The sequence below is a fragment of the Streptomyces sp. cmx-18-6 genome, from assembly GCF_046548915.1.
Lineage (GTDB): Bacteria > Actinomycetota > Actinomycetes > Streptomycetales > Streptomycetaceae > Streptomyces.
Genome location: NZ_JAEBEP010000003.1, coordinates 319,067 through 334,921, shown reverse-complemented (window position 1 = coordinate 334,921; position 15,855 = coordinate 319,067). Strand labels below are relative to the sequence as shown.

Genomic DNA, 15,855 nt, shown 5'->3' with positions numbered 1-15,855 from the left:
CTTGAGTACCGAAGCATTCGTCTACGACGCGATCCGCACGCCGCGCGGCCGGGGCAAGGCCAACGGGGCCCTGCACGGCTCCAAGCCGATCGACCTGGTCGTCGGCCTCATCCACGAGATCCAGGCCCGCTTCCCCGGCCTGGACCCGGCCGCCATCGACGACATCGTCCTCGGCGTGGTCACCCCCATCGGGGACCAGGGCTCCGACATCGCCCGGATCGCCGCCATCGCCGCCGGCCTGCCCGACTCCGTCGCCGGGGTCCAGGAGAACCGCTTCTGTGCCTCGGGCCTCGAAGCGGTCAACCTGGCCGCGGCGAAGGTCCGTTCGGGCTGGGAGGACCTCGTGCTGGCCGGGGGCGTCGAGTCGATGTCCCGGGTGCCGATGGGCTCGGACGGCGGGGCCTGGGCCATGGACCCGATGACCAGCTTCGAGACCGGCTTCGCCCCGCAGGGCATCGGAGCCGACCTCATCGCCACCATCGAGGGCTTCAGCCGCCGGGACGTCGACGAGTACGCCGCCCTCTCCCAGGAGCGCGCCGCCGCGGCCTGGAAGGACGGCCGCTTCGCCCGCTCCGTCGTCCCGGTCAAGGACCGCAACGGCCTGCTGGTCCTGGACCACGACGAGCACATGCGGCCCGGCACCACCGCCGACTCCCTCGCCGGCCTCAAGCCGTCCTTCGCCGCCATCGGGGACCTGGGCGGCTTCGACGCGGTGGCGCTCCAGAAGTACCACTGGGTCGAGAAGATCGACCACGTCCACCACGCGGGCAACTCCTCCGGCATCGTCGACGGCGCGGCCCTCGTCGCCATCGGCTCCCAGGAGGCCGGGGACCGCTACGGCCTCACCCCCCGCGCCCGCATCGTCTCCGCGGCCGTCTCCGGCTCCGAGCCCACCATCATGCTCACCGGCCCCGCACCCGCCACCCGCAAGGCGCTCGCCAAGGCCGGGCTCACCATCGACGACATCGACCTCGTCGAGATCAACGAAGCCTTCGCCGGAGTCGTCCTGCGCTTCGTCAAGGACATGGGCCTCTCGCTGGACAAGGTCAACGTCAACGGCGGCGCGATCGCCCTCGGCCACCCCCTCGGGGCGACCGGCGCGATGATCCTCGGCACCGTCATCGACGAACTGGAGCGCCGCGACCAGCAGTTCGGCCTGGTCACCCTCTGTGTCGGCGGCGGCATGGGCGTCGCGACCATCGTCGAACGCATCTGACCCGTCCCCGGCCCCACCTGCTTACGGAGAAGACACCGACATGACCGAGAGCACCACCATCCGCTGGGAACAGGACGAGAGCGGCGTCGTCACCCTCGTCCTCGACGACCCGAACCAGTCGGCCAACACCATGAACCAGGCGTTCAAGGACTCCATCGCCGCCATCGCGGACCGCGCCGAGGCCGAGAAGGACTCCATCCGGGGCATCATCTACACCTCCGCCAAGAAGACGTTCTTCGCGGGCGGCGACCTCAAGGACATGATCAAGGTCGGCCCCGAGAACGCCCAGGCCGCCTTCGACACCGGCACCGAGATCAAGCGCTCCCTGCGCCGCATCGAGACCCTCGGCAAGCCCGTCGTCGCCGCCATCAACGGCGCTGCCCTCGGCGGCGGTTACGAGATCGCGCTCGCCTCCCACCACCGCGTCGCCCTCGACGCCCCCGGCTCCCGCATCGGCCTGCCCGAAGTCACCCTCGGCCTGCTCCCGGCGGGCGGCGGCGTCACCCGTGCCGTACGCCTCATGGGCATCGCGGACGCGCTGCTCAAGGTGCTCCTCCAGGGCACCCAGTACACCCCGAAGCGCGCCCTGGAGAACGGCCTCGTCCACGAAGTCGCCGCCACGCGCGAGGAGATGCTCGAAAAGGCCCGGGCCTTCATCGACGCCAACCCCGAGTCCCAGCAGCCCTGGGACGTCAAGGGCTACCGCATCCCCGGCGGCACTCCGTCCCACCCCAAGTTCGCGGCCAACCTCCCCGCGTTCCCCGCCAACTTGAAGAAGCAGATCGCGGGCGCGCCGATGCCCGCGCCGCGCAACATCCTGGCGGCGGCCGTCGAGGGCTCCCAGGTCGACTTCGAGACCGCCCTGACCATCGAGGCCCGGTACTTCACCGAGCTGGTCACCGGCCAGGTCTCCAAGAACATGATCCAGGCGTTCTTCTTCGACCTCCAGGCCGTCAACTCCGGGGCCAACCGCCCCAAGGACGTCCCCGAGCGCCCGGTCCGCAAGGTCGCCGTCCTCGGCGCGGGCATGATGGGCGCGGGCATCGCCTACTCCTGCGCCAGGGCCGGGATCGACGTCGTCCTCAAGGACGTCTCCACCGAGGCGGCCGCCAAGGGCAAGGCGTACAGCGAGAAACTGCTCGCCAAGGCGCTCTCCCGGGGCCGTACGACAGAGGCGCAGCGCGACGAACTGCTGGCCCGGATCACCCCGACCGGCGACGCGGCCGACCTCGCGGGCTGCGACGCGGTCATCGAGGCCGTCTTCGAGGACACCGCCCTCAAGCACAAGGTGTTCCAGGAGATCCAGGACGTCATCGAGCCCGACGCACTGCTCTGCTCCAACACGTCGACTCTTCCCATCACGGTCCTCGCCGAGGGAGTGTCCCGCCCGGCCGACTTCATCGGCCTGCACTTCTTCTCGCCGGTCGACAAGATGCCGCTCGTCGAGATCATCAAGGGCGAGCGGACCGGCGACGAGGCGCTGGCCCGCGCCTTCGACCTCGTACGACGCATCAAGAAGACGCCGATCGTCGTCAACGACTCGCGCGGCTTCTTCACCTCGCGCGTCATCGGCCAGTTCATCAACGAGGGCGTCGCCATGGTCGGAGAGGGCGTCGAGCCCGCCTCGATCGAGCAGGCCGCCGCCCAGTCCGGCTACCCGGCCAAGGTGCTCTCCCTCATGGACGAGCTGACCCTCACCCTGCCCCGCAAGATCCGCGACGAGACCAAGCGCGCGGTGGAGGAGGCCGGCGGCGTCTGGCCCGGCCACCCCTCGGACGAGGTCATCGACCGGATGGTCGACGAGTTCGAGCGCCCGGGCCGCAGCGGGGGAGCGGGCTTCTACGACTACGACGAGGACGGCAGGCGCACCACCCTCTGGCCCGGACTGCGCGAGCACTTCGCGAAGCCCGACGCGGACGTGCCCTTCGAGGACATGAAGGAGCGGATGCTCTTCTCCGAGGCCCTGGACAGCGTCCGCTGCCTGGAGGAGAACGTCCTCATCTCCGTCGCCGACGCCAACATCGGCTCCATCATGGGCATCGGCTTCCCGCCGTGGACCGGCGGCGTGCTCCAGTACATCAACGGTTACGAGGGCGGCCTCCCCGGCTTCGTGGCCCGCGCCCGCGAACTGGCGGAGCGCTACGGAGACCGGTTCCTGCCGCCGGCGCTGCTCCTGGAGAAGGCCGAGAAGGGCGAGACGTTCCACGACTGACCCGCCAACCGCACCTGCTGCGGGCCGCGTTCACCGTCACTGGGGCGGTGAACGCGGCCAACCGCTCTTCTCCCACCCTCACTCGGCGGTGAACGCCTGGCCAGCAGCCCCTGGCCGACCGTCACTCGGCGGTGAAAGCGGCGCGCAGCTCCTCCCTCAGCGACCGCTGAAATGCCGTCACCAGGGCCTGCACGACGATCGGTTGCATATGCGCCGACAGCGACTTCATCGCCGCCACATGCTCCGGGTCGCCCTCGCGCTCCCGGTAGGGATTCCACACCTCGTCCCGGAACAGCCGGGTCATCTCCTGCGCGGCCGAGCGGGTGTGCTCCAGCAGGACCGTGCGCGCCGCGAGGATGGTCTCGTGCGCGATCGGCACGTCCAGCAGCTCCACCCCGAGCCGCAGCAGCCCCAGATCCACCCGGAAGACCCCGCCGGCCGTCTCCGGCCGCACCAGCACCCCCATCGCCGCCAGCCGGTCCACATCCGACTCGGTCAGGGCCCGCCCCGCCCGCTTCTCCAGCTCCGCCCGCGTCAGGTCCTCCGCCGTGTCCGGAGCCCAGGACGCCACCAGCGCCCGGTGGATCGCCAGATCGTGGGCGCTCAGGTCGGGCGGCAGCTGCTCCAGATAGCGTTCGATGGCGGCGAGCGTCATCCCCTGGTGCTGAAGCTCCTCGATCAGCGCGAGCCGCGAGAGGTGATCGGTCCCGTAGTGCCCGACCCGGCGCGGCCCGATGACCGGGGGCGGCAGCAGACCCCGGGTGCTGTAGAACCGCACGGTGCGTACGGTGACTCCCGCGCGCGCCGCCAGCTCGTCCACCGTGAGCGTCGGCTCGTCGGTCCCCGTCGCCATCTCTGCTCCCCGCAATCGAACCGGACCCTCGTATCGGACAGTGTCGCTGTCTCACCACTACTGCGAAAGTCTCCGGCACCGGAGCCGCGCCGTCCACCCCGGCCCTTGCGCGTGCGTCAGCGCGACAACCCCGCCGCATTCTCCAATGGCGGCAGCGGGTTGGAAGGCGTAGCGCTGCCCCCGGCTCTTGAGCTGATGCGGCGTGGAGGTTTCTGAACGGGCTGTCTTGCCGGCACCTCATCAGCTTCGACCCGGGCGGCAGCGCCACGGCAGCGGTCCCCGGTCAGCCGGTGGCGAGGAGTTCGAGCGTGTCGATCACGCGGTTCGAGAAGCCCCACTCATTGTCGTACCAGGCCACGACCTTGATGTGGCGGCCGTCGACCCGGGTGAGAGCCGAGTCGAAGATCGACGAGGCCGGGTTGCCGGTGATGTCGGACGAGACCAGCGCGTCCTCGGAGTACTCCAGGACGCCCGCCAGCGGCCCCCGCGCCGCCGCGCGGTACGCCGCGAGCACGTCCTCGCGGGTCACGTCCCGGGCGACGGTCGTGTTGAGCTCGACGATCGATCCCACCGGGACCGGTACGCGGATCGAGTCGCCGGACAGCTTGCCGTCGAGGTTCGGCAGCACCAGGCCGATCGCCTTGGCGGCGCCCGTCGTGGTCGGCACGATGTTGACGGCGGCCGCGCGGGCGCGGCGGGCGTCGCGGTGCGGGCCGTCCTGGAGGTTCTGCTCCTGCGTGTAGGCGTGCACCGTCGTCATGAAGCCGTGCTCGATGCCGGCGAGATCGTCGAGCACCTTGGCCAGCGGCGCGAGCGCGTTGGTCGTGCACGAGGCGTTCGAGACGACCGTGTGCGCGGCCGGGTCGTACGCGTCGCTGTTGACCCCGAACGCGAGCGTGACGTCCGCGCCGTCCGCCGGGGCGCTGATCAGCACCCTCTTCGCGCCCGCGTCGAGATGGGCGCGGGCGGCCCCCGCCGACGTGAAGCGGCCGGTCGCCTCCAGCACGATGTCGACGCCGAGGCCGGCCCAGGGCAGCCGGGCCGGTTCGCGCTCGGCGAGCACGGTGATGCGCCGGCCGTCGACGACGAGGGCGTCCCCGTCGACGGTCACCGGACGGCCGAGCCGGCCCGACGTGCTGTCGAAGGCGAGCAGCCGCGCGAGGGCGGCGGGCTCCGTGAGGTCGTTGACGGCGACGATCTCCAGGCCGCTGTCCCGCTCCAGCAGTGCGCGCAGCACATTGCGTCCGATGCGGCCGAATCCGTTGATGGCGATGCGAGTCATGAGTGGTGTCCTTTCGGGTTCGCCACCAGGTTCCCGCCCGGCGCCCGCCGGTGACAGCGGCGTGATCGCCACGGTCCGCAAGGATCACGCCACGCGGCGACGGGCTACCGCCCCTGGGCGAACGTGCGCCGGTACTCGCTCGGCGTGGTGTCCAGGACGCGCTGGAAGTGCAGCCGCAGATTCGCCCCCGTGCCGAGGCCCACGTCGGCGGCGATCTGCTCGACGCTCCGCTGCGACCGCTCCAGCAGCTCCCGGGCCACGTCGACGCGGGCGCGCATGACCCACTGCATCGGCGTGTACCCCGTGTCCTCGGCGAACCGCCGCGAGAACGTGCGCGGCGACACCGCCGCGTGCCGGGCCAGCGCCTCAAGGGTGAGGGGCTCCCCGAGCCGGTGCAGCGCCCACTCCCGGGTGGCGGCGAACCGTTCCCCGATCGACTCGGGCACACTGCGCGGCACGTACTGCGCCTGCCCGCCGCTGCGGTACGGGGCCGCCACCAGCCGCCGCGCCGCGTGGTTCGACGCGGACACCCCCAGGTCGCCCCGCAGGATGTGCAGGCACAGATCGATGCCCGAGGCCGCGCCGGCCGACGTCAGCACACTGCCCTCGTCCACGAACAGCACGTTCGCGTCGACCCGGACCAGCGGACGCTTCGCCGCGAGCGCCCGCGTGTAGTGCCAGTGCGTCGTGGCGCGCCTGCCGTCGAGCAGCCCCGTGGCGGCGAGCGCGAAGGCCCCCGTCGAGATGGCGGCAAGCCGCGCGCCCCGCGCGTGAGCGGCGATCAGCGCGTCGACGACGGCCTGCGGCGGGTCCTCACGATCCGGGTGCCGGTAGCCGGGTACGAAGACGATGTCGGCCCACTCGAGTGCGTCGAGGCCGTGGGCGACGTAGTACGACAGGCCGTCGCCGCCGGCCACCGGACCGGGCGCCGCACCGCACACCCGTACCTCGTACGGCATGCTCGCGCGGGTCGTGAACACCTGCGCGGGAATGCCGACGTCGAGGGGCTTCGCGCCTTCGAGCACGAGTACGGCGACGCGATGCGGGGGCGGGGCTGGCACGGGAAGAGGGTACGCGGGGGCCGGGGGCGCTGCGGCACACCCGCTCCCGGGACCGCATCGACGCCTCCGCCGTACGGTCACGCCCGCGACCATCACGTACAGCCACGGTCGCACCCACACCCACACCCACACCCACACCCACACCCACACCCGCATCCGCAGTCACCCCCGCCCCGCTCGCATACTGGGAGGAGCAGCGGACGGGCAGCGCACGGCAGACCCGCCGGACGGCCGGAGCACCTCATGAACAGCGCGGAGACCACAACGGAGACCCGGGGCGGCCCCGACCCCCTGCCGCCCCCGCCCGGCGGTGTCCTGTGGACCCTGTCCGGCGACATCCGGGCCCTGCTGATGCTGCCCGCCGCCCTCACCCTCCAGGTCGCCCACCCGGCGGTCGGGGCGGGCGTCGACGAGCACTCCGTGTTCCGCACCGACCCCTGGGGGCGCGGCGAACGCTCGCTGCGCTCGCTCCAGCTCTGGGTGTACGGCGGTGCGGAGGCCGCCGAGGAGGGCCGCAGGCTGCGCCGGCTCCACCGCACCATCCGGGGCACCGACACCCGGGGCCGGGACTACCACGCGCTGACGCCCGCCAACTACGCCTGGGTGCACGCCACCGGCTTCCCGGTCCACCGGCACGCGGCCCGCTACCTCATCCGGCCGATGAGCCCCGCGCAGGAACGCGCCCTGTACGCGGAGTGGCTCCAGGTGGGCCGGATCCTCGGCATCCACGACCGGGACATGCCGCAGACGATCGAGGAGTTCTGGCCGTACTGGGAGAAAATGCTCGCCGGGGAGATCGAGGCGACGACCGTGGTCCGCGAACTGGTCGACGTCGACCAGCCCGTCCCGCCGCCCGACCGGGGCCCGTGGCCGCTGCGCCTGACGCTCCGGGCCCTGTGGCCGGTGCTGCTGCCCCCGCTGGCCCGCTTCCGCCGGTTCGTCACCATCGGGCTCATGCCGCCGGACGCCCGCGCCGCGATCGGCCTGCCGTGGACCGCTGCCCAGGAGAAGCGGCTGCGGCGGCTGTGCGCGGTCCTGCGGGCCGTCGTCCCCGTACTCCCGGAGCGGTTGCGGTACCTGCCGAGGGCGCGGGCGGCCCGGGCCGCGCACGCCTCGGAGATCCGCCGGAACGGCTGAACTCCGCTGCTCCGAAGGCCCCCGGGCCGCGCACGCCACGGAGGTCCGCCGGAACTTGCTGAACTTCACCGCTCCGAAGGCCCCCGCGCCGCCCACGCCCCCGGGACCCGCCGGAACGGCTGAACCTCGCCGTTCCGGCGGCCACGGCAGAGCACCCGCAGTGGTCAGCGGCGGCCGTGACCCTCATGAACGGGACCGGGACCGTGCCCATGGCCCCCATGACCCTGACCGCCACGCCCCCCGTGGTCGTGGATCGTGTTCGTCGCCGCGATCTTCTTCCAGGACGCCGGCCGCTCCGGCCGGTCCGCCGCACGGGACGACACCGCGCCCTTGGCGCTCCCCGCCCCGGCGGCCGCCGGGAGGGCCGGCCGCTTCGGCTGGTACAGCCAGGTGTCGAACAGCGCCGCCAGCGGCTTGCCCGAGACCCGCTCCGCGTACCGCAGGAAGTCGCCCACGGTCGCGTTGGCGTGCGCCTTCTCGGTCGGCCACCCCTTCAGCAGGGCGAAGAAGGTCTCGTCGCCGACCCTGTTGCGCAGCGCCTGGAGCGCCAGCGCGCCCCGGTCGTAGACGGCGATGTCGAACTGCTTGTCCGGGCCGGGGTCGCCCGGCTTCACCTTCCAGAACGGGTCGTTCGCCGGGTGCTGGGCGTAGACGTAGTCCGCCAGCTCCTGCGCGGTGCCCTCGCCCTCCTTCTCCGACCAGAGCCACTGGCTGTATCGGGCGAAGCCCTCGTTGATCCAGATGTCCTTCCAGCCGTCGACCGACACGCTGTTGCCGTACCACTGGTGCGCGATCTCGTGCACGACGACCGAGACGTTGGCTCCGTTGGCGAACTGCCTCGGGCTGTAGAAGGGCCGCGTCTGGGTCTCCAGGGCGAAGCCGCTCGTCACGTTGGGCACATAGCCGCCGAGCGCGTTGAACGGGTACGGCCCGAACACCTCGGTCAGCCACTCGGCCACCTCGGTGGTGCGCTCGACGCTGGCGCGGGCGGCCCCGGCGTCGGCCCCGAGGTCCTTGCTGTACGCGTTCAGCACCGGCAGGCCGTCCGCCGTCCGGTCCGTCGTGATGTGGAACTTCCCGACCGCGAGCGTCGAGAGGTACGTGGCCTGCGGCTTGTCGGAGCGCCAGTTGAAGCGCGTCCAGCCCAGCTTCGAACTCTGCGACTGGAGAACCCCGTTGCTGATCGCCTGGGTGCCGTCCGGTACGGACACCGAGATGTCGTACGTGGCCTTGTCCAGCGGGTGGTCGTTGCTCGGGTACCACCACACCGCCGACTCCGGCTCCTGGGCGGCGACACCGCCGTCCGGGGTCCGGGCCCAGGCGGTCCAGCCGTTGATCTTCAGCTCGGAGGGCTTCCCGGCGTACCGGACCACCACCGAGACGTCCTTGCCCTTCGCCAGGGGAGCCGCCGGGGTGATCTCCAGCTCCTGGTCGCCGCTGGTGGCGAAGTCCGCCTTCTTGCCGTTGACCCGCACCTCGGAGACGGCGAGGCCGAAGTCGAGGTTGAAGCGGGTCAACTCCTGTGTGGTGGTGGCGAGAATCGTCGCCGTGCCCTCCAACAGGTCGGTCTTCGGCTGGTACTTCAGCCGCAGGTCGTAGTGGGAGACGTCGTAGCCGCCGTTTCCGCTGGCCGGGTAGTAGGAATCGCCGATGCCCGGCGCGCCCACGGAGCCGGAGGAGGCCGACGCCGGGATCGCCAGCAGGAGGGTGGCCGCCAGTGCGCTGGGGACGATCAGTCTGCGGTGCACGCGTGCTCCAAACAGTCGGGACGGTCGACCGGGCGGGGATGCTGCCGCCCGGCCGGGAAATCCGGTCGGGAGATCCGGACAGGGGATGGCCCCGTCCGGTCGGGAATACCGGACGGAGGGATGATTCCGACCGGTGGAACGAGGCTAAGCAGCCCCCGGGCGGCATAGCCCGATTCCGGGCATTCCTGTCACACGATCGCCATGCCCTCGTCACGGCTCGCAGTGATCGCCCCCTGTTGCACAGCAGTTGACTTGGGTAACGTCCGCAACGCCGACAGACCGGCGGGCCTCCCGGTGTCCGCCGCTCGTACCCCCGGGAGGCAGCCGCTGATGACCCCTCGCATCGCCCGCGCGCTCCACATGCTCAGCCCGCACCCCTGGCTCGCACCGGTCGCCGGCCCCGCCCGGCCGCCCACCGCCGCGCCGCGCCGGGGCCGGGCGACCCTGCGCCGGGGCGCGGCGGCGGCGGTGCTCGCGGCGCTCGCCGTCCCCTTCGCGATCGCACCGGCCGAGGCCGCGCCCCACCCGCCGCGCACCGGGTTCGAGACCAGCGACGGGGCGCGCTGGACCGGGCCGGGGGAGGAGCAGTCCTTCCTCACCGCGGTCGAACGGGGCAGCGACCGGGTCGCCGTCGACCGGATCGGGACCACCAAGCAGGGCCGCCCCCTCCAACTCGTACGCGTCGGAGAGCGCCGGCCCGCCGCCACCACCGTGCTGCTGATCTGCAGCCAGCACGGCGACGAGCCCGCCGGGCGCGAGGCATGTCTCACGACCCTGCGCGACCTGGCCTTCGCCGAGGACCGCGCCACCCGCGCCTTCCTGTCCCGGACGACGGTGCTGGTGCTGCCCACCGCCAACCCGGACGGCCGGGCCGCCGGCACCCGGGGCAACGCGGACGGCGTCGACGTCAACCGGGACCATATCGCCCTGGAGACCACCGAGGGCAGGGCGATGGCGGCCGTCATCCGCGACGAACGGCCCGACGTGATCTATGACTTGCACGAGTACGGGGCCACCCCGCCGTACTACGACAAGGACCTCTTCGTCCTGTGGCCCCGCAACCTGAACGTCACCGGCCCGGTCCACGACAGCTCGCGGACCCTCTCGGAGCGGTACGTGCGGCCCGCCGCGACGAAGGGCGGCCACAGCAGCGGCCACTACGGCATCTGGACCGACCCGGCCACCGGAGAGCCCCTCAAGCAGACCGCCGGCGACGGCCAGGAGCGCATCCTGCGCAACGCCTCCGGCCTCAAGCACGCGGTCGGCCTCCTCATCGAGTCCAGGATCGACGCGCTGAGCGAGGCCGAGAAGGCCGATCCGGCCCTCAACCAGCGGCGCAGGGTCCACTCCCAGCAGACGGCGGTCGGCGGACTGTTCGACTTCACCGAGCGGCAGCGCGTCCGCCTCCGGGCGGCCACCGCGCTCTCGCGCCTGGCCGGATACGCCGACCGCGGCCCCGTGTACCTGGGCGGCGCGGACAACGACCCGGCCGAGCCCGGCGAGATCCTCGCCGACCCGCCGTGCGGCTACCGGCTGGAGGCCGCCCAGTACGCCGAGGTGGCGGACGAGCTCGCGCTGCACGGCGTCTGGTCCCGCCACGACGGAGATGGCGCATATGTGCCGTTGCGTCAGTCGGCCAGGAACCTGATTCCGCTGCTTCTCGACCAGCGAGCGACATACAACATCACAAACGGTCAAGCCGATACCGCTTGTTGATCCTTCGAGATCGTGGGCTTGTGTGGTACTGCCTACGGAGAGCGTTTTTCGGACTCAGTGTGTTCAGACTCAGGGAAAGGTGCATTCGTGTCCCAGGACGACCAGTCAGCGGACAGCCGGGAGGAGCTGTCGGTCACGGCGGATCTTCCCGCCGAACCGGCGAGCACCAGGCGACCGACAACCGACCGGGTGGTGTTCGGCGTCACGGCGGTCCTCACCCTCGCCTTCGTCGTCTGGGGCGCGACCGCCACCGACTCCCTGGAGAGCGTGTCCAGCAAGCTGCTGAACGGCCTCATCCACAACGGCGGCTGGGCCTTCATGCTCGCCGCCTCCGGCTTCGTGGTCTTCGCCCTGTGGCTGGCCATCAGCCGCTACGGCAGGATCTCCCTCGGACAGGAGGGTGAGAAGCCGGAGTTCCGGACCATCTCCTGGGTCGCGATGATGTTCAGCGCCGGTATGGGCATCGGCCTGATGTTCTACGGCGTGAGCGAGCCGCTCGCCCACTTCCGCAACCCGCCGCCCGGCACCGACCCCGCCGACGCGGCCGAGGCCATGCAGACCGCCATGGCCACCACCCTCTTCCACTGGACGCTGCACCCCTGGGCCATCTACGCGGTGGTCGGGCTCGCCATCGCGTACAGCGCCTACCGGCGGCGCAGGCGGCAGACGATCAGCGCGGTCTTCGAGCCGCTGATCGGCAAGCGCCACGCCTACGGCGGCTTCGGCCGGGTCATCGACATCCTCGCCATCTTCGCGACCCTGTTCGGTTCGGCGGCCTCGCTCGGTCTCGGCGCGCTCCAGATCGGCAGCGGCTTCCAGGAACTGAACTGGATGGAGAAGACCGGCACCGGCCTCCTCGTCGCCATCATCGCCGTGCTGACGGTCGGCTTCGTCGCCTCCGCGGTCTCCGGCGTGGAGAAGGGCATCCAGTGGCTGTCCAACATCAACATGGTGCTGGCCCTGCTCCTGGTCGTCTTCGTCTTCATCGCCGGTCCCACGATCATCGTGCTCGACCTGCTGCCCACCTCGCTGGGCGCCTACATCAGCGACCTGGGACAGCTCGCCGGACGCACCGAGGCCACCGGCGGGGGCGATGTGGCCGAGTGGCTCGGCGGCTGGACGGTCTTCTACTGGGCCTGGTGGATCTCCTGGACGCCCTTCGTCGGCATGTTCATCGCCAGGATCAGCCGCGGCCGGACGATCCGGCAGTTCGTGGGCGGCGTCATCCTGGTGCCCAGCACCGTCAGCCTCATCTGGTTCGCGGTCTTCGGCGGCACGGCGATGAAGCTGGACGAGGCCGGGAAGCTCGCCGGGGCGGACACCCCGGAGGCCCAGCTGTTCGGCGTCCTCCAGGAGTTCCCGATCGCCACCGTGATGAGCATCCTGGTGATGATCCTGGTCGGCATCTTCTTCGTCTCCGGAGCCGACGCCGCCTCGATCGTCATGGGCACGCTCTCCCAGAAGGGCGTCCTGGAACCGGGCAAGTGGGTCGTCATCTTCTGGGGCGTCGTCACCGGGGCCGTGGCCGCGATCATGCTGCTCATCGGCGACGGCAAGGGCAACGCGCTCGCCGGACTCCAAAACCTCACCATCCTGGTCGCCGCCCCCTTCACCATCGTGATGATCGGCATGTGCGTGTCCCTGATGCGGGACCTGCGCAGGGACCCGCTGATCGTCCGCCAGGAGTTCGGGGTCGAGGCCGTCGAGTCCGCGGTGATCGAGGGGCACGCCAAGTACGACGGCGACTTCGAGATCCGCATCGGCCCCGGCACGGCGGTCACCACCGACGAGCGCCACAAGGAGGCCCCGGTCGAGAAGCGCCCCCAGGACTGATCCGGGGACCATCTCTCGTACGCACGGCGGCGGCTCAGCCCACCAGGGCGGCCGCCGCCCGTGCGCAGCCCCAGGCCACGGTCACCCCCGCGCCCCCGTGCCCGTAGTCGTGCACCAGCAGCCCGCCGCCGGGCAGGCCCTCCGCCTCGATCCGCACCCCCGCCTCCCGCACCGGCCGCAGCCCCACCCGGTGCCCCAGCACCCGGGCGTCCGCGATCTCCGGCCGCACCCGCGCACACCGCGCCACGATCTCCCGCGCCACCGCCGCGTCGGGCTCCCGCCGTTCGTCGTCCGCCTCCGCCTCCGCCGTCCCGCCCAGCACCAGACCGGCCGGCTGCGGGAAGAAGTACGTCGTCGCCGCCGACGCCGGGTCCGCCTCGGTGAACCACTCCTCGATCCCCGGGTTCTCCACCAGGACCAGCTGCCCCCGCACCGCCCGCACCCCCGCGTCCGGCACCAGCTCGCGCGCCCCGAGCCCCGTGCAGTTCACCACCACAGGGGCATGCGCCGCCGCCTCCCCGAACCCGGCCACCGCCCGCCGCTCCACCGTCCCGCCCGCCGCCACCAGCCGCCGCTCCAGCCAGGCCAGGTGGACCGGCATGTCCAGCAGCGGCAGCGTCACCCGCAGCCCCCCGGCCACCTCCACCGCACCCTTCAGCTGCCCGGCCCAGGCCCCCAGCGCCGCGAACCGCTCACCACCGTGCACCCCCGCCACCAGCCGTACGCCGGTGGCATCGGGCCCGGCCGCCAGCTCCTCGTACACCGCGAGCGTCTCCAGCGCCCAGTCCCCGACCCGCTCCGCCGGCTCGATCCGGTACGGCCACCACAGCGCCCCCGCCACCGCCGAGGTCGTCGCCCCGGCCGGATCGCGCGACCACACCCGCACCCGCAGCCCGCGCTCCGCCAGGGTCACAGCGGTGGTGAGCCCGATGACCCCGCCGCCCACCACGATCACGTCCGCCATCACGGCCCCTCCAGTCCCACGATCACGTCTGCCAGCACGGCCCCTCCAGTCACTGTCGTACGCGACCCCGGCACGCGCCCGTCGCTCTGCCCGGACGCTAACGGAATCGGGCGGCCAGGGGCACAGGGCCAGGGGCATGGAGAGCCGGCGACTAGGATCGGCACCCTGATGACTGCCACCCTCGTCGCCAAGGACCTCGCCGCCGGACACGGCGACCGCACGCTCTTCGCCGGACTCGACCTCGTCGTCGCCCCCGGAGACGTGATCGGTCTCGTCGGAGTCAACGGCGCGGGCAAATCGTCCCTGCTCCGCCTGCTCGCCGGCCTCGACCGCCCGGAGGAGGGCGAGCTGCGGCTCTCCCCGCCCACCGCCACCGTGGGCCACCTCCCGCAGGAGCCCGAGCGGCGCGAGGGGGAGACGGTCAGCGCCTTCCTGGCCCGCCGCACCGGGGTCGCGGACGCCCAGCGCGCCATGGACGAGGCGACCGAGGGCCTGGTCGCGGGGGCCCCGGGCGCGGACGACGCGTACGCCGAGACCCTGGAGCGCTGGCTCGCCCTCGGCGGCGCGGACCTGGAGGAGCGGGCCGCGCAGGTCGCCGCCGAGCTGGGTCTCACCGTGAGCCTGGACCTGCCCATGACCGCGCTCTCCGGGGGCCAGGCCGCCCGCGCCGGACTGGCCTCCCTCCTCCTCTCCCGCTACGACGTCTTCCTGCTGGACGAGCCCACCAACGACCTGGACCTCGACGGCCTGGAGCGCCTGGAACGCTTCGTGGCGGGACTGCGGGCCGGCACCGTCGTCATCAGCCACGACCGCGAGTTCCTGATGCGCACCGTCACCAAGGTGCTGGAACTCGACCTCGCCCAGCAGCAGATCAACCTGTACGGCGGCGGCTACGCGGCCTATCTGGAGGAGCGCGAGACCGCCCGCCGGCACGCCCGCGAGGGCTACGAGGAGTACGCCGACAAGAAGGCCGCCCTGGAGGCGCGCGGCCATATGCAGCGCTCCTGGATGGACAAGGGCGTCAAGAACGCCCGCCGCAAGGCCACCGACGGCGACAAGCTCGGCCGCAACGCCCGCAGCGAGGCGAGCGAGAAGCAGGCGGCCAAGGCCCGGCAGACCCAGCGCATGATCGAGCGCCTCGACACCGTCGAGGAGCCCCGCAAGGAGTGGGAGCTGCGGATGGAGATCGCTGCCGCCCCGCGCTCCGGCTCGGTCGTCGCCACCCTGCGCGAGGCCCGGGTGGTGCGCGGCGACTTCGCGTTCGGCCCCGCCTCGCTCCAGATCGACTGCGCCGACCGGGTCGCCATCACCGGCGCCAACGGCGCGGGCAAGTCCACCCTGCTCGCCGCCCTGTTGGAGCGGTTGCCGCTCGACTCGGGGCACGCCACGCTCGGTTCGGGCGTGGTGGTCGGCGAGGTGGACCAGGCCCGCAGGCTCTTCCTCGGCTCCCAGTCGCTGCTGGAGGCGTTCTGCGCCGCCGTGCCCGACACGGAACCGGCCGAAGTGCGCACGCTGCTCGCCAAGTTCGGCCTGCGCGCCGACCATGTGATGCGCCCGGCGACCAGCCTGTCCCCCGGGGAGCGCACCCGCGCCGCCCTCGCCCTGCTCCAGGGCCGGGGCGTCAACCTCCTGGTGCTCGACGAGCCGACGAACCACCTGGACCTGCCCGCCATCGAGCAGTTGGAAGCGGCCCTGGAGAGCTACACGGGCACCCTGCTGCTGGTCACCCACGACCGGCGGATGCTCGAAGCGGTCCGCACCACGCGCCGCGTCGAAGTGGCGGACGGCCAGGTCAAGGAAGTCTGAACGCGGCCACGAAGCAGTACGGGGGTG

At 72.1% G+C, this 15,855-nt stretch carries 11 protein-coding genes; 6 read left to right on the top strand and 5 right to left on the bottom strand.

What is annotated here, in order from left to right:
- Nucleotide 1: 1 nt before the first annotated feature.
- Complete coding sequence (locus ACLJPL_RS09625; protein WP_411080323.1) at nucleotides 2–1,216, top strand: acetyl-CoA C-acetyltransferase; 1,215 nt, start codon at nucleotides 2–4, stop codon at nucleotides 1,214–1,216.
- 40 nt (nucleotides 1,217–1,256) lie between these two features.
- The gene (locus ACLJPL_RS09620; protein ID WP_411080322.1) at nucleotides 1,257–3,428 is read left to right on the top strand and encodes a 3-hydroxyacyl-CoA dehydrogenase NAD-binding domain-containing protein; all 2,172 of its coding nucleotides are present in this window, start codon (nucleotides 1,257–1,259) and stop codon (nucleotides 3,426–3,428) included.
- 121 nt (nucleotides 3,429–3,549) lie between these two features.
- Here the strand turns inward: ACLJPL_RS09620 and ACLJPL_RS09615 are convergent, their stop codons facing one another.
- From ACLJPL_RS09615 to ACLJPL_RS09605, 3 genes are all read right to left on the bottom strand, one after another.
- Nucleotides 3,550–4,281 (bottom strand): MerR family transcriptional regulator, encoded by a 732-nt coding sequence (locus ACLJPL_RS09615; RefSeq protein ID WP_411080321.1) that lies wholly within the window; start codon nucleotides 4,279–4,281, stop codon nucleotides 3,550–3,552.
- A 283-nt stretch (nucleotides 4,282–4,564) separates the two neighbouring features.
- Complete coding sequence (gene gap, locus ACLJPL_RS09610; protein ID WP_411080320.1) at nucleotides 4,565–5,563, bottom strand: type I glyceraldehyde-3-phosphate dehydrogenase; 999 nt, start codon at nucleotides 5,561–5,563, stop codon at nucleotides 4,565–4,567.
- Between the two features lie 104 nt (nucleotides 5,564–5,667).
- Nucleotides 5,668–6,624 (bottom strand): GlxA family transcriptional regulator, encoded by a 957-nt coding sequence (locus ACLJPL_RS09605; protein WP_411080319.1) that lies wholly within the window; start codon nucleotides 6,622–6,624, stop codon nucleotides 5,668–5,670.
- Between the two features lie 243 nt (nucleotides 6,625–6,867).
- Between ACLJPL_RS09605 and ACLJPL_RS09600 the strand changes: the two genes are divergently transcribed.
- Nucleotides 6,868–7,761, top strand: a complete 894-nt coding sequence (locus ACLJPL_RS09600; protein ID WP_411080318.1) for an oxygenase MpaB family protein — start codon at nucleotides 6,868–6,870, stop codon at nucleotides 7,759–7,761.
- A gap of 164 nt (nucleotides 7,762–7,925) precedes the next feature.
- On the opposite strand, the gene ACLJPL_RS09595 is transcribed toward ACLJPL_RS09600, so the two are convergent.
- Nucleotides 7,926–9,509, bottom strand: a complete 1,584-nt coding sequence (locus ACLJPL_RS09595) for a M1 family metallopeptidase (RefSeq protein ID WP_411080317.1) — start codon at nucleotides 9,507–9,509, stop codon at nucleotides 7,926–7,928.
- A gap of 330 nt (nucleotides 9,510–9,839) precedes the next feature.
- Between ACLJPL_RS09595 and ACLJPL_RS09590 the strand changes: the two genes are divergently transcribed.
- Both ACLJPL_RS09590 and ACLJPL_RS09585 read left to right on the top strand, forming a co-directional pair.
- Complete coding sequence (locus tag ACLJPL_RS09590; RefSeq protein WP_411080316.1) at nucleotides 9,840–11,225, top strand: M14 family metallocarboxypeptidase; 1,386 nt, start codon at nucleotides 9,840–9,842, stop codon at nucleotides 11,223–11,225.
- An 87-nt stretch (nucleotides 11,226–11,312) separates the two neighbouring features.
- Nucleotides 11,313–13,058: a BCCT family transporter gene (locus ACLJPL_RS09585; protein ID WP_411080315.1), complete on the top strand. Its 1,746-nt coding sequence runs from the start codon at nucleotides 11,313–11,315 to the stop codon at nucleotides 13,056–13,058.
- Nucleotides 13,059–13,092: 34 nt separating this feature from the next.
- Here ACLJPL_RS09585 and ACLJPL_RS09580 read toward each other — a convergent pair whose 3' ends face one another.
- Nucleotides 13,093–14,022, bottom strand: a complete 930-nt coding sequence (locus tag ACLJPL_RS09580; RefSeq protein ID WP_411080314.1) for an FAD-dependent oxidoreductase — start codon at nucleotides 14,020–14,022, stop codon at nucleotides 13,093–13,095.
- A 168-nt stretch (nucleotides 14,023–14,190) separates the two neighbouring features.
- Between ACLJPL_RS09580 and ACLJPL_RS09575 the strand changes: the two genes are divergently transcribed.
- Complete coding sequence (locus ACLJPL_RS09575; protein ID WP_411080313.1) at nucleotides 14,191–15,828, top strand: ABC-F family ATP-binding cassette domain-containing protein; 1,638 nt, start codon at nucleotides 14,191–14,193, stop codon at nucleotides 15,826–15,828.
- Nucleotides 15,829–15,855 lie beyond the last annotated feature (27 nt).